Raw genomic sequence first — 19,876 nt, 5'->3', positions numbered from 1 at the left:
AGATCAGCGAAGGTCCGGATCCCCCCATGCGCAGCATCCTCATCACCGGCGCGGCCAGCGGCATCGGCGCCGGCATCGCCCACGCACTGTCCGCCGAAGGCCACCACATCATCGTCAGCGACCTGTCGCTGGACGGTGCCGAAGCGGTGGCCGCCACCATCCGCGACCACGGCGGATCGGCCGAGGCCGTGGCCCTGGACGTGACCTCCGACGACAGCGTCGCCGCCGCGCTGGCCGCGGTCTCGCGCCCGATCGAGGTGCTGGTCAACAACGCCGGCCTGCAGCACGTCTCGCCGCTGGAGGAATTCCCGCTGGCCAAGTGGGACTTCCTGGTCCAGGTAATGCTGGTCGGCGTCGCCCGCCTCACCCGCGCGGTGCTGCCGGGCATGCGCGAGCGCGGCTTCGGCCGCATCGTCAACATCGGCAGCATCCACGCGCTGGTGGCCAGCCCGTACAAGAGCGCCTACGTGGCCGCCAAGCACGGCCTGGTCGGCTTCTCCAAGGTGCTGGCGCTGGAAACGGCCGACACCGACATCACCATCAACACCGTGTGCCCCAGCTACGTGAAAACCCCGCTGGTGGACAGGCAGATCGCCGACCAGGCCCGCACCCGCGGCATCTCCGAGGCCGACGTGGTCAGCCAGGTGATGCTCAAGCCGATGCCCAAGGGCGTGTTCATCGAAATGGACGAGCTGGCCGGCACCACCGCCTTCCTGATTTCCGCGGCCGCGCGCAACATGACCGGCCAGTGCCTGGTGCTCGACGGCGGCTGGACGGTGCAGTAAGCGGACCACCGGGCGCCCTGCCCCATGCCTACCCTGCTGATCGCCGACGACCATCCGCTGTTCCGCGCCGCCCTGCGCGGCGCCGCGGCCGATGCCGTGGCCCAGTTGCAGGTGCTGGAAGCCGAATCGCTCGACGGCGTGCTCGCCGCGCTGGAGTCGCGGCCGGACGTGGACCTGGTCCTGCTCGACCTGCACATGCCCGGCAACCACGGCCTGGCCGGACTGGCCGCGATCCGCGCGCAGTACCCCGCCGTGGCCGTGGTGGTGGTCTCGGCCAACGACGACCCGCGCGTGGTCCGCCGCGCGCTGGACCACGGCGCTGCCGGCTACCTGCCCAAGAGCTCGGGCCTGGACGAACTGCGCGAGGCGATCCGCAGCGTGCTGGCCTGCGAGCAGTGGCTGCCGGCCTCGCTGCGCGCCTCGGTGGCACGCGCGCAGTCCTCGCACCAGGACACCGAACTGGCCGCGCGCCTGGCCAGCCTGTCGCCGCAGCAGTTCCGCGTGCTCAGCCTGGTCGCGCAGGGCCTGCTCAACAAGCAGATCGCCGACCGCCTGGACGTGCAGGAACGCACGGTCAAGGCGCACCTGTCGGCGATCTTCGAACGGCTCGGCGTGCGCAACCGCACCCAGGCCGGCGTGGTCCTGCGCGAACTGGAACTGAGCGACCCGAGCCGGCTGCTGGAAAGCTGAGCGCGCCACTGCGTGGAACCTCCGCGGTCGCACGCAGCGCATCCGCCTGCATGCAGGCGCTGGTCATTTTTCCGCCACACCCCTTGACGGGCCCGCCACGCAAGGCGCTGCGGTGGTTATCCACACGCTTGTCCGCGATCCATCCACAGCTGGTGTGGAAAACCCGGGCATCGTCCGGTCATGACCTGGTCAAAAAATAGCCACACATCTTGACAGCCTTGCCGGGCAAGGCGCTGCGCGGGTTATCCACATCCTTCTCCCATCGCTTTCCACACCTGCTGTGGACAGGCGTGCGCGCCGTGGAACCTGCGCCGCTCAGATCCGCGAGAAGCTCCAGGACTGCATCCGCCCGTCGCGGTACGGCATCACCCCGTGAAATGCGCGCGGGTCGGCATCGAACACCAGCGGCAGGAAGTGGCGGTCGCCGTCCCACAGCGGCAGCTCGAGGATGCGCTCCACCTCGATCCACTCCAGCGTGCCTTCCGGATTGGACTGCAGCGGCGTGCCGCTCCAGCCATCGACGACGAACACGAAGCCCAGCCAGTCCTCGCCGTGCTTGCCGAAGCCCGGCCAGCTGATCGTGCCGCGCAGGCGCAGCGTGTCGCATTCGATCCCGGCCTCCTCGCGGATCTCGCGACGCATGCCGGCGACCACGTCCTCGTCGCGCTCGATCTTGCCGCCCAGGCCGTTGTACTTGCCCAGGTGCTGGTCGCCGGGGCGCGTGTTGCGGTGAACCATCAGCACCCGCCGCCGGTCCGGCGAGAGCACGTAGCCGAGGGTGGCGACGATGGGGGTGTAGGGCATCGGCGGAGCCTGCGCGGGAGTCGCGCGATTCTACCCGCCGCGCCTGTTGCACAACCGGGTCTGTTGCCCTTGCTGCCCTTGCGGCGCCTGCTGCGCGTGTTGCGTCGGCGCCGCCAACCGTCCCCCCCCTGTAGGAGCCCACTTCAGGGGGCGACCCGCCGGCGCCGGAACGCGCCACGTTGAACGCGGAATCTCCGGATCGGTCGCGTTGATCCCGGCTGCGTGCGGACGCAACCGGGTCGCCCCCTGAAGTGGGCTCCTACAGGGTCGGGCCGGATGGTCAGCGGCGGGTGGCGGCGAGCATGCGGTCCAGCACCGACTTCAGCGCCAGCGGGCGCACCGGCTTGGGCAGCAGCGCAAGTTCTGCTTCCTGCACCGCGCTGCGGGTGGCCTCGCCTGCATCGGCGGACAGGATCAGGCACGGCGCCGGCCCGTAGCGGCCACGCAGTCGTGCCGCCAGCAGCGCGCCGGTGTCGCCACGGTCGAGGTGGTAGTCGAACAGCCACAGGTCGGCCGGCCGCTGCGCCAGCGCGGCAGCGGCGCCGTCGCCATCGGCGGCGGGGGCCACCTCGCAGCCCCAGCCGGCGAGCAACTGCGCCAGCGCGGCCAGGGCGTCGGCGTCGTTGTCCACCAGCAGGATCCGCCGCCCGGCCAGGCCGCGCACCTTGCCGGCCGCCACGGCCGCCACCGGCCTGGCAGCGGCAGGTGCCTGCGCACGCGCCACGTCCACCGCGAACACCGAGCCGCGCCCTTCCACGCTGCGCAGGGTCAGCGGCGCCTGCAGCAGGCCGGCGATGCGGTCGGCGATCGACAGGCCCAGGCCCAGGCCCTGCCCCGGCGCATCCTCGCCGCGCCGGAACTCCTCGAAGATCGCCGCGCGTGCCGCCTCCGGCACGCCCGGCCCGGTGTCGTGGACCTCGATCCGCACACGTCCATCGCCGCGCCGTGCGCCGAGCACCACGCGCCCGCGCGCGGTGTAGCGCACCGCGTTGCCGAGGAAGTTCTGCAGCACCCGCCGCAGCAGCTGCGGATCGCTGTGCACCCACAGCGCGGTCGGGCGGTAGGCGAAGGCCAGCCCGCGCTCGCCGGCCATCGCCCGGAACTGCTCGGCCAGCGGTGCCAGCACTTCGTCCAGCGGGAAGTCGCGCGGCGCCGGGACCAGGCCGCCGGCTTCCAGCCGCGACATGTCCAGCAGCCCGGTAAGCAGGTCGGTGGTCGAATCCAGCGCGCCGCCGAGCTGGCGCAGGGTCTCGCGCGGCGGCGGCGCATGCGCCGGCGCGGCCTGGGCATCGGGTGCGCCGGAGATCTGCTGCGACAGTGAATCGACGAACAGCTGCGCGGCGTGCAACGGCTGCAGCAGGTCGTGGCCGATCGCGGCGAGGAAGCGGCTCTTGGCGTCGTTGGCGTGTTCGGCTTCCTGCTTTGCCGTCTCCAGCAGCGCGGTGCGCTCGACCACGCGCTGCTCCAGGGTCTCGTTGGCCCGGATCAGGCCGCGCTCGGCCTCGCGGAACGCGGTCACGTCGGTGAAGGTGGCGACGAAGCCGCCGCCCGGCATCGGGTTGCCGCGGATTTCCACGATGCTGCCGTCCGGGAACACGCGCTCGGTCAGGTGCGGGCTGCCGTGGCGCATGAACGCCAGGCGCCGCTCGATCGCCTTGGCGAACTGCCTGGCCTCAAGCCCGCCCGGGGCCTGCCGCCGCAGGAACCATGCCGTCAACTCGGCGATCGGCCTTCCCACCTGCAGCAGTTCCTCGGGGAAGCCGAACAGTTCGACGTAGCGGCGGTTCCACGCCACCAGCCGCTGCTCGCGGTCGATCACGCTGATGCCCTGGCTCATGTTCTGCAACGCCGCCTGCAGCACCTGCTGGTTGAAGCGCAGGTCCTGCGAGGCCTCGCCGACGATCGCCGCCACCGTGTCCAGATCGCCGCTCTCGCGCCGCGCCGCGTCCAGCAGCAGACGCGCCGATGCGGCGCCCAGCACCGCCGACAGCTCGCGCTCCACCCGTGCCTCCACCAGCGCCGGCACCGGGCCGCTGCGCGGCGCCGACGCCAGCAGTTCGGCCACCTTGTCGCCGGGCAGGAAGCGGCGCCCGGCGTCGCGCAGCGCATCGGCATCCAGGTTGCGGCTGGCGCGGTGCGGCGCCTCGCGCCGCCATGCCATCGCCAGCAGGGTCACCAGCGTGCCCATGAACAGGCTGGCGCCGACCGCGCGGCCGAGCGGACTCCAGCCGGTCAGGCCGAACAGCCCGCCGGGCGCGAGCCAGCGCTGGCCGAACGGGCCGTGTTCGATCCAGTGCGCGTCCAGCGCCGCGGCGGCGGCCACGGTCGGCGTCATCAGCACCCAGGCCCAGGTGAGGAAGGCCGCGATGACGCCGGCGATCGCCGCGCGCGGCGGGGTCTGCGGCCGCCACACCGCGAACGCCAGCACCGGCGCCAGCGTGGCCAGCGCCGAGAACGACAGCGCGCCGACGTCGGCCAGCGCCTCGTTGCCGGCCACCAGCCGGCTGTACGCCCAGGCCAGCAGCATGATCGCGGCGATGCCGGCGCGGCGCAGCCGGATCAGGTCGCCGCGGCGGTCGCCGCCGTCGCCGCGCGCCCAGGCGCCGCGCAGCAGGCCCGGCGCGAACCAGTGGTTGCCGATCATCAGGCTCAGGGTGAGCGTGCTGACCACGACCATGCCGGTGGCCGCGCTGAGCCCGCCGAGGAAGGCGAACAGGGCCACGCCCTCGTGGCCTTGCGAGACCGGCAGCGCCAGCGAGTACATGTCCGAGGGCACGTCGTCGCCGAGCAGGGCGCGGCCGGCGTGGGCCAGCGGCAGGGTCGGCGCGGCGATCAGCAGCAGGTACAGCGGGAACAGCCAGCGCGCGGTACGCACGTCGCGCTCGTCGCGGCACTCGACCACGCCGACGTGGAACTGGTGCGGCAGGATGAACATCGCCAGCGCGCCGAGCAGCACCAGCGGCAGGAAGCCGCCCACCGGCGCGGCGGGGCTGGCCGGTGGCGGCGCGGCGGCGATTTCCGGCAGCGCGTCCAGCCCGAACCAGACGAACGCGCCCAGCGCCAGCATCGCCGCCAGCTTGAATACCGACTCGACCGCCATCGCCAGCACCAGCCCGCGGTTGTGCTCGGCCGCGCTGGCCCGGCGGGTGCCGAACAGCATCGCGAACAGGGCCATGGCCAGGGCCACGTACAGCGCGCTGTCGCGCCAGAACGGCCCGTTCTCCACGCCGCTGCGGGTCAGCGTGGCGAAGCTCATCGCCACCGCCTTGAGCTGCAGGGCGATGTAGGGGATCAGGCCCAGCGCGGCGACCACGGTGACCGTGGCGGCCAGCCACGCGTCCTTGCCCAGGCGGGTGGCGATCAGGTCGGCCAGCGAGGTGGCGTTGGTCTCCCGCGCCAGCCGCACCAGGCGGACCATGAAGCCCATGGCCAGCGCATAGAACAGGATCGCGCCGACGAAGGTCGGCGGCAGCGGCCAGCCGTAGCGGGCGGCCTGGGTGACGGTGCCGTAGAAGGTCCAGCTGGTGCAGTGCACCGCCAGCGACAGCGCGTAGACGTGGTTCCAGTGCCGTGCGAACAGGGCCGGCCGGCGCTCGCCGTACAGCGCGGTGCCGAACATCAACGCCAGCCACAGCACCCCGGCCACGGCGACCAGCCCCAGGCTCAGCATGGCGTCCCGGCCTGCATGTTCACCCCACTCCCCCGCCCCGCCTCCGTGCCGTGAGCATAACGCGACGGCGGCGGGCCGAAGCCCGCCGCCGTGCGCCATCACCCCCGATGGAACGGATACCGGTCAGAAGCTGTAGCGTGCGCTCAGGCTGTAGGTGCGCGGCGCACCGTAGAAGCCGGTCAGCACGCCGTAGGCACCGATGTTGTAGCCGGTGGTCCGGTACTCCTCGTCGGCCAGGTTGCTGCCCTGCAGCGACAGCTGCCAGTCGTCGTTGACGTCCCAGATCACGCCGGCGTTGACCAGGCCATAGCCATCCTGCTTGATCACCGGGCTCAGGTCGGTGGTCGGCCACACTTCGCTCTGGTACGCGTAGGTCAACCGCGCCGACAGGTGGCCGCCATTGGCCAGGTCGGTGCGCCACTCCGCGTTCACCGCGCCGGAGAACTCCGGGGCGTTGGTGAAGTACTGGGTATCGGCGATGTTGACGCCACCGCTCATGAACTCGTCGTACTCCGCGTCCAGCCACGCCACGTTGCCGCTGAACAGCCAGTTCTCGGTCGGCAGGAACTGGTATTCCACTTCCACGCCCTGTACGGTGCCCTTGCCGGCGTTGGTGAAGTCGCCGAAGAAGCTCTCCCCGCCGCCCGGCAGCGTGTACGAGGTGAACACCGACAGCTGGATGTCCTCGTACTGGTTGTAGAAGTAGGCCAGGTTCAGGAACGCGCGCTGGTCGAGGAAGGCCATCTTGCTGCCGATCTCGTAGCTGTCCACCTGCTCGTCCTGGAACGGCTCGCCCGAACGCGGGATCGCGGTGGTGTTGGCGCGGATGTTGTAGCCGCCGGACTTGAAGCCGCGGCTGAAGGACGCGTAGCCCATGATGTCGGGCGTGAACTGGTAGTTCAGCGAGGCCTTCGGCGAGACGTTGCTGAAGTTCACCGTCTTGTCGAAGTTGGCCGCCGTGCCCCACGCGGTGTCGTAGTCCAGGTCGGTGTAGAAGCGGTTCAGCGCCACCGCGTGCTTGTCCTCGTCGGTGTAGCGCGCGCCGACGTCCAGCCTCAGGTCGTCGGTCAGGTCGAAGGTCCAGTCCGCATACAGGGCAATGCTCTTGGTGTTCACGTAGCCCTGGGTGTCGCCGAACAGCGGGTTGGCGAGGCCGGGGGCCAGCGCCGGGTTCCAGAAGTGGTTGAGCACCTGGCCGCCGGCGTCGCCGTTGAAGAAGTACAGGCCCATCACGCCGCGGGAGCGGCCGCCACCGTCGTAGTTGACCTGGAACTCGTTGCTGACCTGCTGGTCGTTGTAGAACGCACGCACGTCGACCAGGGTCATCGGCGTGGTGTCGAAGTCGATGTTGGTCTCGGTGTCCGATTCGCGCTTGGCGATGACGTACTTGAACGCCCAGTCGTCGTTGGCGCGCCAGTTCACCGTCATCGACGCACCCTTCATGATGGTGTCGTTGATGTTCTTCATCGCGCTGCGGATGTCGTAGCGGTCGTCCAGCGGCGGGTACGCCGGCGCCAGCGGGTTGGCGGCCAGCATCTTCGCGCCGCGCACGCCGGACTGGTCGTCCATCCAGTCCAGGGCGAACTGCACGTCGAAGTCATCGCTGGCGTAGGCGCCGAACTGGGCGCGCAGGGCGTTGATCTCCTTGTCGGAGACTTCCTGGCCGGTATGCAGGTTGTCGCCGTAGCCGTCGCGGTTCATGCTCGCCACCGCGACGCGGCCGCGCAGCGCGCCGTCGCTGATGGAGCCGCCGATGCTGGCCTTGGCGTCGAGCTGGTTGTAGTTGCCGACGGTGACCGAGGCGAAGCCCGAGGTGTCCTTCTGCAGGCCGCGCGAGACGTACTTGATCGCGCCGCCGATGGTGTTCTTGCCGTACAGGGTGCCCTGCGGGCCGCGCAGCACTTCGATGCGCTCGACGTCGAACACGTCCAGCAGCGCGCCCTGCGGGCGGGCCAGGTAGACGTCGTCCAGGTAGATGCCCACGCCCGGGTCCACGCCCCACAGCGGGTCGGCCTGGCCGATGCCGCGGATGTAGGCGGTGATGGTGCTGGTCGAGCCGCGCGCAGCGTAGACGGTCAGGTTGGGCACCTGCGCGTCGAGGTCGCCGAGGTCCTCGATGTTCAGCTTGTCGAGGGTCTCCGGCGTGAACGCGGTGACCGCCACCGGCACTTCCTGCAGCGTTTCCTCGCGCTTGCGCGCGGTGACCGTCACGGTGTCGAGCTGCGTGGCCTTGACGCCCTTCTCGGCCGCGGCTTCATCCTGCGACCATGCCGGCATCGCCGGCGACACCAGCACGCAACCGATCGCCAGGCTCAGATACTTGCGCTTCATCAGTCCCCTCCTCCCAAGTGCAGGACGTTGTGGCGGGCACATGCCTGCCAATGGTGCGCACCTTAGGCGGCCGCCGGCGGCGGCGGCATCGTCCGTTGGTACAGTGGGCCCGGCCCGGGGGCGCCCGGATACTGCGCCGCACCGCCACGGGAGGCGGGCGGGGTGCGTGGATGTCGTTGTTGATCGTGCTGGCGGCGCTGGCGTTCCTGATGATCGTGGCCTACCGCGGCTACAGCGTGATCCTGTTCGCGCCGGTGGCGGCGATGGGCGCGGTTCTGCTGACCGACCCGTCGCTGGTCGCGCCCATGTTCACCGGCCTGTTCATGGAGAAGATGGTCGGCTTCCTGAAGCTGTACTTCCCCGTGTTCCTGCTCGGCGCGGTGTTCGGCAAGCTGATCGAGATCTCCGGCTTCTCCAAGGCCATTGTCGCGGCGACCATCCGCCTGGTCGGCGCCGAGCGCGCGATCCTGTCGATCGTGCTGGTGTGCGCGGTGCTGACCTACGGCGGCGTGTCGCTGTTCGTGGTGGTGTTCGCGGTCTACCCGTTCGCCGCCGAACTCTTTCGCCAGAACAACATCCCCAAGCGGCTGATCCCGGGCACGATCGCGCTGGGTGCGTTCACCTTCACCATGGACGCGCTGCCGGGCACGCCGCAGATCCAGAACATCATCCCCACCGCGTTCTTCGGCACCACCTCGTGGGCGGCGCCGGTGCTGGGCACCATCGGCAGCGTTTTCATCCTGGCCGTGGGCATGACCTACCTGGAATGGCGCCGGCGCGCGGCCGTGCGCAACGGCGACGGCTACGCCAGCGGCGTGGAACTTCGCAACGAACCGGAACCGTTCCGCGGCGAACGCCTGGCGCACCCGCTGGTGGCGGTGCTGCCGCTGCTGCTGGTGGGCGTGTCCAACTTCCTGCTGACCCGCTGGATCCCGGCGCTGTACGGGACCAGCCACGAATTCATCCCCTCGGTGATCGGCAGCCCGGCGCCGGTGGTCCAGGAGGTGGCCAAGGTCGCGGCGATCTGGGCGGTGCAGGGTGCGCTGCTGGTCGGCATCTTCAGCGTGCTCGCCTTCGCCTGGAAGCCGGTCACGGCCGCCTTCGCCGAAGGCACCAAGGCCGCCGTCGGCGGTGCGATGCTGGCCTCGATGAACACCGCCTCCGAGTACGGCTTCGGCGCGATCATCGCCGCCCTGCCCGGCTTCCTGGTGGTGGCCGACGCGCTGGGCGCGATCCCCAATCCCCTGATCAACCAGGCCGTGTCGATCACCGTGCTGGCCGGCATCACCGGCTCGGCCTCCGGCGGCCTGAGCATCGCTTTGGCAGCGATGGGCGACACCTTCATCGCCAACGCGCAGGCCTACGGCATCCCGATGGACGTGCTGCACCGGGTCGCGTCGATGGCCTCCGGCGGCATGGACACCCTGCCGCACAACGGCGCGGTGATCACCCTGCTGGCGGTGACCGGACTCACCCACCGCACGTCCTACAAGGACATCTTCGCCATCACCGTCATCAAGACGCTGGCAGTGTTCTTCATCATCGGCGTGTACTACGCGACCGGCTGGGTCTGAGCGCCACGCTGCTCGCCGGACAAGGGGCGGAGCGGCCGATCAGTTCGCGCCGGCAGGCGCGTCCGCGGAGGCACGCGCCGCCAGCACCGGTGCCTTCGCCCCGTCGCAATCGCCGGCGAGCAGCTGCGAACGCTGCAGCCAGTCGCGGTCCGGGTAGTAGGCGAAGACGAAGGTGCCACCCCGGATCGAATCGATCAGCTGCCGCGCCACCTGCGGCCGCACCGCCGGGCAGCCCAGGCTGCGGCCGAGCCGCCCCTGCAGCTTCGCCGCCGCCGGGTTCACGTAGGGCGCACCGTGGATGACGATGGCGCGGTCGCGGGCGCGGTCGTTGAAGCCCGGCTCCAGCCCGCGCAGGCGCAGCGAATAGCCGTTGCCACCGTTGTACGCCTCCTGCGCGGTGAACCCGCCCAGGCTGGTCATGTAGCTGCCGTCGCGGTTGGAAAAGTGCGTGGTCAGGTTCCCGCCGCTGTTGCGGCCGTGCGCGACCCACTCCTCGAACAGCAGCTTGCGCGCGGCCAGGTCGAACACCCACAGCCGCGGTTCGGTCGAGGGGCGCGAGTAGTCGATCACGCCCAGCCGCTGCGGATCGACGCCGAAGGAAGGATTGCGCAGCGCGCAGGACATCGCCCGCGCCGCCAGTTCCAGCACTTCGCGGCTGGCGGCCGGCGCGGCATCGGCCAGGCGCATGGCCAGGTCGCTGCCTGCAGGCGGAAGGGATGGCAGGTCCGGAAGCACCGCGGCGACCGCCGGCAGGACCTGCGGCGGTGCGGCACCCCTGGGAGAAGACGGACTGGCCGCGGCGGGCAGCAGCAGCGGGGCCAGAGCACCGGGGCCAGCCGCCCCGGGGAAATGGCCAGCCAGCGGCCGGCGGAACTTTTCGACAGCTTCATGCAACGGTGTTCCAGGGACGGGCGCCGGCCCGGCGCTTGCCCGGGCCCGCCCCCGCAGCTTGCCGGCTCAGCCGTCCGATTCCAAGACCGGCTGCGGCTCCTGTTCATCGTCCAGCGGGCGCAGCGCCGGCAGGTCGGTGACCAGCACGGTCGTGCCCGGGACCAGCGCCGCGTACAGCCGCTGCGAGAACCCCTCCGGCAGGCGCACCGGCAGGCTCGGCTGCTCCAGCAGGTCCAGCGGCACCTGGCCCGCGGCCACGCTGCCGTCGGCGGCCGGGCGCGGGTCGTCCAGGATCGGGTAGGCGGTCCAGCGGTGGCCGGGGCGTTCCGGGTCCAGCATGCTGGCGCGGGCGCTGCTGCCTTCGCCCATCACGAACAGCGTGGTGCCGTGGAAGTCCGCCGCGCCGGGCCCCAGCTCCAGCGGCGCTTCGCCGACCGGCACGCCGCCACGCAGCACGTAGACCCGCTGGTCGGCCAGGCTGACCACGATCCCGACCTGCCCGGCCGGGGCGGGCGCGTCGTCCCAGCTGTAGCCCGGTCCGCCGGCCTCCGGGATCGCCAGCGGTGCGCCGCTGGCGGAGACCGGCGCCAGCACCGCCGGGTACACCAGGTTGGTGGGCGCGGCGCGTGCGTCGGTGACCACCACCGTGTCGCCGTTGCGGGTGATGCCGAACAGCTTGGCCGCGAACGGATGCGGCAGGCGCACGCAGCCATGCGAGGCCGGGTAACCCGGCAACGCACCGCCGTGCAGGGCGATGCCATCCCAGGTCAGCCGCTGCATGTAGGGCATCGGCGCGTTGTTGTAGAGGTTGGACTTGTGGTCCTTGTTCTTCTGCAGGATGGTGAACACCCCGGTCGGGGTGTCCTTGCCCGGCTTGCCCGAACTGATCGTCGACACGCCGATCACGATCCCGTTGCGGTACACGTAGGCGCGCTGCTGGTCGAGGCTGACCACCAGCACCACCGGGCCGGACGGGGCGATCTCCGGGTGCCAGCGGAACTCGCCGGGCTCCAGCCCGAGCGGCCCGCGCGGCGCGTCCTGGGCCAGCGCCAGGCCGGCGACCAGCAGCAGCGCGGCCATCATCCAGCGTGCGACTGAGCCCATCGCGCGCATTCCACCGGCATTCCCCGTCATCGCGTCCCCCGTCCCCTGCTCAGCCGAGCAGATGATCGCGCAAAACGCCGTAATCGGGGGGCGCCGGCTCGGCGTGTGCCGGGCGTGCCAGCAGCGCGGCCAGCGCCGGCGGCACCTCCACCGCATGGCCGACCAGCGGCTCGACCACCGACTCGAACTTGGCCGGGTGCGCGGTCGCGGCCACCGCCCAGTCGCCGTCCACGCCACCGGCGCGCAGGGTTTCCAGCACGTGCACCGCGGTGGCCGTATGCGGGCAGAACACCTCGCCGTGCAACTCCCGGCGCCGGCGGATGGTGGCGCGGATCGTGTCGTCGTCCACCGCCATCGCGGTGAACGCGGCGCGCAACGCCGCGTCATCGCCGGCGTAGAGCCAGCGCAGGCGCTCGAAGTTGCTCGGCGCGCCCACGTCCATGGCGTTGGCCACGGTGGCCACGCTGGCGCGCGGCGCGTAGTCGCCGCCGGCGAAGTACTCCGGCAGCACCCGGTTGGCATTGGTCGCCAGCACGATGCGGCCGATCGGCACGCCCAGCGCGCGCGCCAGGATCGCGGCCAGCGCGTTGCCCAGGTTGCCGGTGGGAATGACGAAGTGCAGTTCCCTGCCGGTGGCGGCGCGGTGCGACAGCGCCGCATGCGCGTAATAGCTCATCTGCGGCAGCAGCCGGCCCAGGCTGATGCTGTTGGCCGAGCTCAGCGGCACCTGCGCCTGCAGCTGCGCATCGTTGAGCGCGCGCTTGACCAGCGCCTGGCAGTCGTCGAACGAGCCGGCCACGCGCAGCGCGCTCACGTTGCCACCGAAGCAGCCCAGCTGGTGCGCCTGCCGCGGCGACACCCGCCCGTCCGGATACAGCACCACCACCCGCAGTCCGGGCTGGCCGTGGAAGGCCGCGGCCACCGCCGCGCCGGTGTCGCCCGAGGTCGCCACCAGGATGGTCAGCGGCCGCTCCTGGCCGCGCCGGATCCGCGCCAGTGCCGCAGCGAGGAAACGCGCGCCCACGTCCTTGAACGCTGCCGTGGGGCCGTGGAACAGCTCCAGCACGTGGTCGCCCGGCGTGGCCAGCGGCTTCAGCGGCACCGGGAAGTCGAAGGCTTCGGCGCAGATCGCGGCCAGCTCCGGCGCCAGCGCATCGCCCTCGAAGAACGGCGCCAGCAGCGCGGCGGTGGGCGCGGCCAGGCTGTCGCCGGGCTGCAGCGCGCGTGCTGCGGGCAGTTGCGCCGGCACGTACAGGCCGCCATCGGGCGCCAGGCCGGCGGCGATGGCGTCGCTGAGCGAAACGGCGGGCGAGTTGTTGCGGGTGGAGACGAATTTCATCGGGATCCCATGCAAGGAGAACGGCTACAGCAGGTGCGCGCCCGGGCTGTCGACCGGCGAAACCCAGGCCTGGCTCTCGAAACCGGCGGCGGCGAACGCCACCTGCACCAGCGGTGCGGCAGCCTGCGCGCGCTCGCGCGACTCGAACCAGGCGAACACGCTGGGCCCGGCGCCGGAAATGCTCGCGCCCATCGCGCCGGCGTCCAGCGCCGCCGCCTTGGCCGGCCCGAAGCCGCCGATCAGCGGCGCGCGCCGCGGTTCGACCAGCACGTCGCGCAGGCCGGCGCGAACCAGCTGCGCATCGCCGGCATGGCAGCCGGCCAGCACCAGCGCCAGGTTGGCGCTCTGCGCGACGAAGTCGCCAAGCGCATACGCACCGGCCAGCACCTCGCGCGCACGGCGCGTCTCCAGCACCGCGTCCGGATGCACCAGCAGGCTGTGCCAGGCGTCCGGCACCGGAATCCGCACCAGCCGGTCGGCGGTGGCCAGCACCAGCCCACCGAGCAGCATCGGCCCGAGGTTGTCGCCATGGCGGCCACCGCTGGCTACCGCCTCGCCGGCCAGCGCGAACGGATACAGCGCCTGCCGCGGCAGCGGCGCGTCGAGCAGCGCGTTGGCCGCCACCAGCGCGGCCACGCACGAGGCCGCCGAACCGCCCATGCCCGAACCCAGCGCGATGCCCTTGTCGATCTCGATCTCGAACCCGTACGGCAACGCCAGCGCCTCGCGCATCGCGATCAGCGCCGCGCCGGCGGTGTTGCGTGCGGCTTCCCGCGGCAACGGGAACGGCGCGCCGCGGATCGCGGCGATGCGCCCCTCCGGTTCGACGATGCGTCGCGCGGTGACGGTGTCGCCGACCCCGGCCAGCGGATGGCCGAGGATGTCGAAGCCCACCGCCACGTTGCCCACCGAGGCCGGCGAGAACGCGGCGGCCTGGCGCTGCGCCGCGGCCGTGCCACGCACACCCGGCGACGCAGGCGTCGTCATCGCCTCGCTCACAGCCGCGCCCCCCGGCCGGCGGCCACCCGCAACAGATCGGCGAACACGCCGGCTGCGGTCACCTCCGGGCCGGCACCCGGGCCCTGCACGATCAGCGGGTTGTCGCAGTAGCGGCGGGTGGTGAACTGGACGATGTTGTCGGTCTGGCGCAGGTTGGCGAAGGCATGCTCCTGCGGCAGCTCCACCAGGCCCACGCTGGCGCCGCCGGCGGCATCCAGGCGCGCCACGTAGCGCAGCACCCTGCCCTCGGCCCTGGCCTTGGCCAGGCGCGCGGCGAAGCCTTCATCCACCTCGCGCAGCCGGCCCATGAAGTCCTCCACGCTGGCCTGGCGCAAGGCCTCCGGCACCAGGCTCTCGATCCGCACGTCCTCCAGGCTCAGTTCGCGCCCGGCCTCGCGCGCCAGGATCACCAGCTTGCGACCGACGTCAGTGCCGGACAGGTCGTCGCGCGGATCCGGTTCGGTATAGCCCAGCGCGCGCGCTTCGGCGACCAGTTGCGAAAACGGCACGCTGCCATCGTAGCGGTTGAACAGCCACGCCAGGGTGCCGGAGAAGACGCCCTCGATCGAGGTCACCGCGTCGCCGGTGTCGAGCAGGTCGCGCAGGGTCGAGATCACCGGCAGCCCGGCGCCGACCGTGGCCTCGTAGCGGAAGCGCGCGCCGCTGGCGGCGGCGGCCTCGCGGATCGCGACGTAGCGCGCCAGCGGCCCGGCGCCTGCCTGCTTGTTCGGGGTGACCACGTGGATGCCGGCGGCCAGCCACTGCGGGTAGCGGTCGGCCACGTCCGGACTGCCGCTGCAGTCGACGATGGCCACGTGCGGCAGGTGCGAATCGAGCAGGTGCGCGGTGAAGCGGTCCAGGTCGGCCGCATCCGTGGCCGCAGCGAAGCGGCCGCGCCAGTCGCCCTCGATCCCGCGCGGATCGAGCAACTGCCGCCCGCGCGAGGCGATCGCGCGCAGGCGCAGGTCCAGGTGGGCGCGCTCGAGCAGGCCGTCGCGCGCGCCCAGCATCTGGTCCAGCAGGGTGCCGCCGACGTTGCCCGGGCCGATCACGCCGACCGCGAAGGTCTGCGGCGACAGGTAGAAGCCGGCATGCGCGGCGCGCAGCGCGCGGGTGGCGTGGTCGCTGTCGATCGCCACCGAGATGTTGCGCTCGGACGAACCCTGGGCGATGGCGCGGATGTTCACCTGCGCCCGGCCCAGCGACTGGAACAGGCGCGCGGCCACGCCCGGCTGCCCGGCCATGCCGTCGCCGACCGCCGCCAGCACGCTGATCCCAGGCACCTGCTGCACCCGCTGCACCTGGCCGACGGTGAGCTCGTGGGCGAACGCATTCACCAGCGCGGCCTGCGCGCGGTCGGCATCCTCCTGCTTGACCACGCAGCAGATCGAATGCTCCGAGGAGCCCTGCGAGATCATCACCACCGAGACCTTGGCGTTGCGCAGGGCGGCGAACACGCGCTCGGCGGTGCCCGGCACGCCGATCAGGCCGGTACCCTCCAGGTTCAGCATGGCCAGGTTCGGACTCAGGGTCAGGCCCTTCACCGGGCCGTCGAGGTCGCGCGCGGCGGTGATCCGGGTGCCCGGGTGGTCGGGCTGGAAAGTGTTGCGGATGATGATCGGCAGGCCGCGCTCGATCGCCGGGTACATGGTCTGCGGATGCACCACCTTGGCACCGAAGTAGGCCAGTTCGCAGGCCTCGTCGTAGCTCAGCGACTCCAGCTGCACCGCCTCGGGCACCACCCGCGGGTCGGCCGAGAGCACGCCATCGACGTCGGTCCAGATGTGCAGCTCGTCGGCCTCGAACAGCGCGGCGAAGATCGCGCCGGAATAGTCGCTGCCGTTGCGGCCCAGGGTGGTGATCCGGTCCTGCGCGTCGCGGGCGACGAAGCCGGTGGCGACCACCCGCGACTGCGGGTTGGCCTGGCGCCAGCGCGCCAGGCGCTGCGCGCTCAGGCCCCAGTCCACGTCCACGCCCAGCTCGCCGTGGCTGACCACCAGCACCTCGCGCGCGTCGAGCACCGCGCAGTCCTCGCCCAGGGTGCGCAGGTATTCGCCGAGCAGCCGTGCCGAAAGGACCTCGCCCTGCCCCTGTACCCGCTGCAGCACTTCGTCCGGCAGACCACCGATCACGCTCAGCGCGGCGAGCACCTGGGCCAGTTCGTCGAAGCGCTGGTCCAGCCATTCCACGGCGGCGCCGGCGTTCTCGCCGAGCAGGGCGACGGCGGCGCCGCGGTGGCGGGCACGCAGTTCGTGCCAGCGTTCGCGCCAGTCCGGCAGGCTTTCGCCGGCCGGGGTAGCGGCGGCCACCTGCGCCAGTTCGATCAACGCGTCGGTCACGCCCTTCATCGCCGAGACCACGGCGACCTGCACGGTTTCGTCGCGCGCCAGCAGCAGGCGGGCCACGTGCCGGTAGCGCTCGGCGTCAGCCACTGAAGTGCCGCCGAACTTGTGCACGACGGTGCGCGCAGGCGCGGCGGCGGCGGCGGGTTGGGCTTGTGCTGCGGACGACGACATGGAGGACCTCGATGGTTGAGGCCCCGCCAGCACCAGGTCGCGGATCGCCCCGCTCCCTGATCCAGGTGCGGGGCCGTGGGTTCGCGGGTTACGCGAGTACGACGGGCCGCACCGGGCGGGTAATACCGGTGGTGGTGATGGTGGTGGTAATGGCGGTCGCGCCGATCGCCGGGGCACGCGCGGGCATCGGCCGGAGCGGCCGGATTGCGCGGGCGTTGGCGTTGGGCATCGACATGGGTCCAAGGGGACACGATGGCACCGGGGGCTGTCAAGCGTTGCAGCGCAACATCGGCAAGAAAACCCGTTGCGGGAGAAACGTTTACGGCGCACTGCCCCGCCGGAGCCGCCTTGCCGGAGGCTGCCACCGCCCCGCTTCCATGGGCATGACGGCCTGGCCGGCCATGTGCCCATGATCCCCACATGACCACTCGCACGCGGCCACCACTACCCAGGAGAACCACCATGCACCCCCTGCCCCGCCGTCGCCGCATCGCACCGCTGGCCGCCGCACTGGCCGTGGCGACCGCGGCGTCGCTGCCCGCCTCCAGCGCGCCCTCGCAGACGCCCGAAACCCAGGTCTGGATCGACGTGGCCACCCACAACTTCGCCAGCATGCCCGACATGGGCGCGATGGGCGGCCTGGCCGGCATGATGGGCGCAGGCGCGCAGGAGAAGATGGCCTACCCGACCGCGCTCAACCCGGCCTCCTCCGGCCAGTACCTCGACATCGCCATGCACAACAGCCCCCGGCCCGGCGTGGAGGCACAGCAGGCGATCCCCGGCGGCCTGAAGCTGGGCAAGGCGCTGCCGCTGCTGCCGCCACTGGCCGAAGTGAAGGACTACGAGCCGGGCATTCCCACCCAGGGCAAGCAGCAGATGCCCGACGGCGAAATGACCATCCACGAATACTGGGGCTGCGGCGACACGGTGCGTCCCGGCCAGCCGAAGACCTTCAAGATGAAGTTCCGCGGCGGCAAACTCGAGACCAGCGGCAGCGTGACGCAGACCCGGCTGGCCCCCGCGCGCGACATCAGCGTCACCCCGGCCTTCGTGGTGTGGCCCAACCGCAAGCACGACAAGCGCGTGCCCAACGGCGCCGTGCTGGCGGGACAGCACCGGATCAGCGGCACCGACGTGCCCGCATCGCTGCAGTTCGACCTGGGCGGCAACGCCGAGTTCATGCCGAAGATCGCGCTCAGGACCTCGGGCCAGGCCACCGATGCGATGGCGCTGGGCTGGCAGCCGGTCGATCGCGCCCGCGCCTACTTCCTCAACGCGGTCGGCGCGCAGGGCCAGAACACCATGGTGTTCTGGAGCAGCGCCGAGTCTCCCGGCGCCGGCCATGAACTGCAGCAGTACCTGAGCGGCTCCTACGTCGACCGCTGGCTGAAGGAGAAGGTGCTGCTGCCGCCCTCCGCCACCAGTTGCACGATCCCCAAGGGCATCTTCGCCTCCGCCGGCGGCGACCCCGCGCAGGGCGGCATGGGCGGCATGGCCATGCTCAGCATGATCGCCTACGGCCCGGAAACGCACATGGTCTGGCCGCCCAAGCCGACCGACCCGGAGGAACTGAAGAAGTGGGATCCGGAGTGGAACCTGCGCGTGCGCACCAAGTCCACCGCCAGCGCGATGCTGGGCATGGACTTCGGCGGCGCGTTCGACGGCATGCAGCCGGAACCTCAATCGGACGAGGCCGCCGACGGCCAGCCGCAGGAAAAACCGGAAAGCACGAGCAAGAAACTGCTCAAGGGGATCCTGCGCAACCTGTAGTTTCCAGCCCGACCTGGTCGAGCAGAACGTGGACCCCTTCAAGCCGCTGGTGATCCGGGGAGACCGGCCATGCGCAAGACCTTCCTGATCGTGGCGGTGCTGGCAGCGCTGGCCGGCTGTTCGCCCGGAACCGACAGCCAGTCGGCGTTGGAACAAGCCGCGCAGTCGCAACTGCCCGAGGCGCCGCCGCCCGATCCCGATGGCACGCCGGACCCGGTCTTCGTGCAGAAACTGGTCGACGCCGGCGCCGACCCGGACGAGGCCCGGGCGCTGGCCCTGACCACCTGGAACTACACCACCCCGGAGCCGGGGGTGCTGCACATGGTGATGACCTATCCCTGGGGCGACACCACCCGGATCGAACTGCGCCTGAGCCGGGTCGATGCCAGCGAGATTGGGCCGGCCGTGCTGGAAAGCTCGGTCGAGCCCGGGCGGATTACCAGCACCCTCCGCTACTACATCCCGGAGGAGGATCTGTCAGGACTGGACCCCATCGCCCTGCTGCAAGGACCGGGCGCACCGTTCAATCCCATCGACCTGCTGATCCCCAGCGCCCATGCGCAGGCGTCCGGCAACGGCGGCTTCGCCAAGGTGGTCCAGAGCTGGTTCACCGAAACGGCGAGCGACGAAATACGCGACAAGTACCTCGAAGCATCTTTTGGCAAGGCCGGCGGCAAGATCGCCGGCGCATTGAACGTGGCCAAGGCCGGCCAGGAACTGCAAGGCATCTCCGACCAGAAGCAGGAAACGCTGGATGAGATCGACAAGCTGCGCAAGTGCACCGAGGACAATCCCGGTGGCGTTCAATGGCAGCCCGGCGAGCGCGAGAAGATCCTCAAGCAGATGGACGAGCTTCGCGAAGCCATCGTCGCCGACCTGCACGTCATCGCCGCCAACACCGTGGCCTCCACCGCCGCGGGCATGCAGCCGCTCAAGGTACTGGGGGTTGCCGCCAGCCTGGTCATGGCAATGACGTCCGAACAGCTCCAGCAGCTCATCAACGACCGGATGGACGACATCCGCAAGAGCGTGTCAAAGAAGTGCGGCAGGAAATACGCCATCAGCGGCTGCGACCTCAAGGGCGACATCGCCGACATCGAAGCCCCGTTCCAGGTGGCAGGCCCGCCTGGCTACACCTTCCACTTCAGCGGCGGCAGCAACGGGACCTGGGGCGTGTCAGCCACGGGCATGAATGGCAACGGGCCCTACAACATCGAACTCAATGGCGACCGCAAGCGCGGCAAGCTGCGACTGGCCCAGGGGGTGAACCACATGGGGGAACCTCGAACAACCCCGTTTTGCACTTCGCGGGGCGTTCCAGGCACGTGGGGTCACTGCGTGCGGGCAGTGCGAAGGGAAGTTGGAGGTCATCCACGCCCCCAGCGTGGTCCCGCCAAGGGCTT

14 protein-coding genes are annotated in these 19,876 nt (G+C 71.1%); 5 read left to right on the top strand and 9 right to left on the bottom strand.

Annotated elements, in window-relative coordinates; all coding sequences use genetic code 11:
- Positions 1-26 precede the first annotated feature (26 nt).
- A complete protein-coding gene (locus tag CSC64_RS05080) occupies positions 27-785 on the top strand; it encodes a 3-hydroxybutyrate dehydrogenase (protein WP_162434243.1) in 759 nt (252 codons plus the stop codon).
- A gap of 24 nt (positions 786-809) precedes the next feature.
- Positions 810-1,475, top strand: a complete 666-nt coding sequence (locus tag CSC64_RS05075; protein ID WP_162434242.1) for a response regulator — start codon at positions 810-812, stop codon at positions 1,473-1,475.
- A gap of 315 nt (positions 1,476-1,790) precedes the next feature.
- Here the strand turns inward: CSC64_RS05075 and CSC64_RS05070 are convergent, their stop codons facing one another.
- The 3 genes from CSC64_RS05070 to CSC64_RS05060 form a co-directional block, all read right to left on the bottom strand.
- Positions 1,791-2,279, bottom strand: a complete 489-nt coding sequence (locus tag CSC64_RS05070) for an NUDIX hydrolase (RefSeq protein ID WP_162434241.1) — start codon at positions 2,277-2,279, stop codon at positions 1,791-1,793.
- Positions 2,280-2,559: 280 nt separating this feature from the next.
- Positions 2,560-5,949, bottom strand: a complete 3,390-nt coding sequence (locus tag CSC64_RS05065) for a hybrid sensor histidine kinase/response regulator (RefSeq protein WP_162434240.1) — start codon at positions 5,947-5,949, stop codon at positions 2,560-2,562.
- Positions 5,950-6,072: 123 nt separating this feature from the next.
- Positions 6,073-8,280, bottom strand: a complete 2,208-nt coding sequence (locus CSC64_RS05060) for a TonB-dependent receptor (RefSeq protein ID WP_162434239.1) — start codon at positions 8,278-8,280, stop codon at positions 6,073-6,075.
- Positions 8,281-8,450: 170 nt separating this feature from the next.
- Here CSC64_RS05060 and CSC64_RS05055 point away from each other — a divergent pair, with 170 nt between their 5' ends.
- The gene (locus CSC64_RS05055; protein ID WP_162434238.1) at positions 8,451-9,854 is read left to right on the top strand and encodes a GntP family permease; all 1,404 of its coding nucleotides are present in this window, start codon (positions 8,451-8,453) and stop codon (positions 9,852-9,854) included.
- A gap of 39 nt (positions 9,855-9,893) precedes the next feature.
- Here the strand turns inward: CSC64_RS05055 and CSC64_RS05050 are convergent, their stop codons facing one another.
- The 6 genes from CSC64_RS05050 to CSC64_RS05025 all read right to left on the bottom strand — a co-directional run bounded on the left by CSC64_RS05050 (position 9,894) and on the right by CSC64_RS05025 (position 16,932).
- Complete coding sequence (locus CSC64_RS05050) at positions 9,894-10,541, bottom strand: murein L,D-transpeptidase catalytic domain family protein (protein WP_162434295.1); 648 nt, start codon at positions 10,539-10,541, stop codon at positions 9,894-9,896.
- A gap of 270 nt (positions 10,542-10,811) precedes the next feature.
- On the bottom strand, positions 10,812-11,828 hold the full coding sequence (locus CSC64_RS05045; protein WP_238389771.1) for a L,D-transpeptidase: 1,017 nt from the start codon (positions 11,826-11,828) through the stop codon (positions 10,812-10,814).
- 70 nt (positions 11,829-11,898) lie between these two features.
- Entirely contained in the window at positions 11,899-13,188 is a 1,290-nt protein-coding gene (gene thrC, locus CSC64_RS05040) for a threonine synthase (protein WP_162434236.1), read from the bottom strand.
- 24 nt (positions 13,189-13,212) lie between these two features.
- Positions 13,213-14,175, bottom strand: a complete 963-nt coding sequence (locus CSC64_RS05035; RefSeq protein WP_162434235.1) for a homoserine kinase — start codon at positions 14,173-14,175, stop codon at positions 13,213-13,215.
- A gap of 8 nt (positions 14,176-14,183) precedes the next feature.
- Positions 14,184-16,703: a bifunctional aspartate kinase/homoserine dehydrogenase I gene (gene thrA / locus CSC64_RS05030; protein ID WP_162434234.1), complete on the bottom strand. Its 2,520-nt coding sequence runs from the start codon at positions 16,701-16,703 to the stop codon at positions 14,184-14,186.
- Positions 16,704-16,791: 88 nt separating this feature from the next.
- Positions 16,792-16,932, bottom strand: a complete 141-nt coding sequence (locus CSC64_RS05025; RefSeq protein ID WP_238389766.1) for a hypothetical protein — start codon at positions 16,930-16,932, stop codon at positions 16,792-16,794.
- A gap of 233 nt (positions 16,933-17,165) precedes the next feature.
- Between CSC64_RS05025 and CSC64_RS05020 the strand changes: the two genes are divergently transcribed.
- On the top strand, positions 17,166-18,473 hold the full coding sequence (locus CSC64_RS05020; RefSeq protein WP_162434232.1) for a hypothetical protein: 1,308 nt from the start codon (positions 17,166-17,168) through the stop codon (positions 18,471-18,473).
- A 69-nt stretch (positions 18,474-18,542) separates the two neighbouring features.
- On the top strand, positions 18,543-19,876 hold a 1,334-nt coding region (locus CSC64_RS05015), incomplete at its 3' end, for a hypothetical protein (protein WP_202922313.1).

This window comes from Pseudoxanthomonas koreensis (genome assembly GCF_010093225.1).
Taxonomy (GTDB): domain Bacteria; phylum Pseudomonadota; class Gammaproteobacteria; order Xanthomonadales; family Xanthomonadaceae; genus Pseudoxanthomonas; species Pseudoxanthomonas koreensis.
This window is presented reverse-complemented; position numbering and strand designations above follow the sequence as displayed.

Excerpts from the sequence above, each read along its gene's own strand:
- CSC64_RS05080 (WP_162434243.1), top strand. The coding sequence starts at position 27 with ATGCGCAGCATCCTCATCACCGGCGCGGCCAGCGGCATCGGCGCCGGC.
- CSC64_RS05075 (WP_162434242.1), top strand. The coding sequence starts at position 810 with ATGCCTACCCTGCTGATCGCCGACGACCATCCGCTGTTCCGCGCCGCC.
- thrA (WP_162434234.1), bottom strand. The coding sequence starts at position 16,703 with ATGTCGTCGTCCGCAGCACAAGCCCAACCCGCCGCCGCCGCCGCGCCT.
- CSC64_RS05065 (WP_162434240.1), bottom strand. The coding sequence starts at position 5,949 with ATGCTGAGCCTGGGGCTGGTCGCCGTGGCCGGGGTGCTGTGGCTGGCG.
- CSC64_RS05035 (WP_162434235.1), bottom strand. The coding sequence starts at position 14,175 with ATGACGACGCCTGCGTCGCCGGGTGTGCGTGGCACGGCCGCGGCGCAG.
- CSC64_RS05060 (WP_162434239.1), bottom strand. The coding sequence starts at position 8,280 with ATGAAGCGCAAGTATCTGAGCCTGGCGATCGGTTGCGTGCTGGTGTCG.
- CSC64_RS05045 (WP_238389771.1), bottom strand. The coding sequence starts at position 11,828 with ATGATGGCCGCGCTGCTGCTGGTCGCCGGCCTGGCGCTGGCCCAGGAC.
- CSC64_RS05070 (WP_162434241.1), bottom strand. The coding sequence starts at position 2,279 with ATGCCCTACACCCCCATCGTCGCCACCCTCGGCTACGTGCTCTCGCCG.
- CSC64_RS05020 (WP_162434232.1), top strand. The coding sequence starts at position 17,166 with ATGCACCCCCTGCCCCGCCGTCGCCGCATCGCACCGCTGGCCGCCGCA.
- thrC (WP_162434236.1), bottom strand. The coding sequence starts at position 13,188 with ATGAAATTCGTCTCCACCCGCAACAACTCGCCCGCCGTTTCGCTCAGC.
- CSC64_RS05055 (WP_162434238.1), top strand. The coding sequence starts at position 8,451 with ATGTCGTTGTTGATCGTGCTGGCGGCGCTGGCGTTCCTGATGATCGTG.
- CSC64_RS05050 (WP_162434295.1), bottom strand. The coding sequence starts at position 10,541 with ATGCGCCTGGCCGATGCCGCGCCGGCCGCCAGCCGCGAAGTGCTGGAA.
- CSC64_RS05025 (WP_238389766.1), bottom strand. The coding sequence starts at position 16,932 with ATGCCCAACGCCAACGCCCGCGCAATCCGGCCGCTCCGGCCGATGCCC.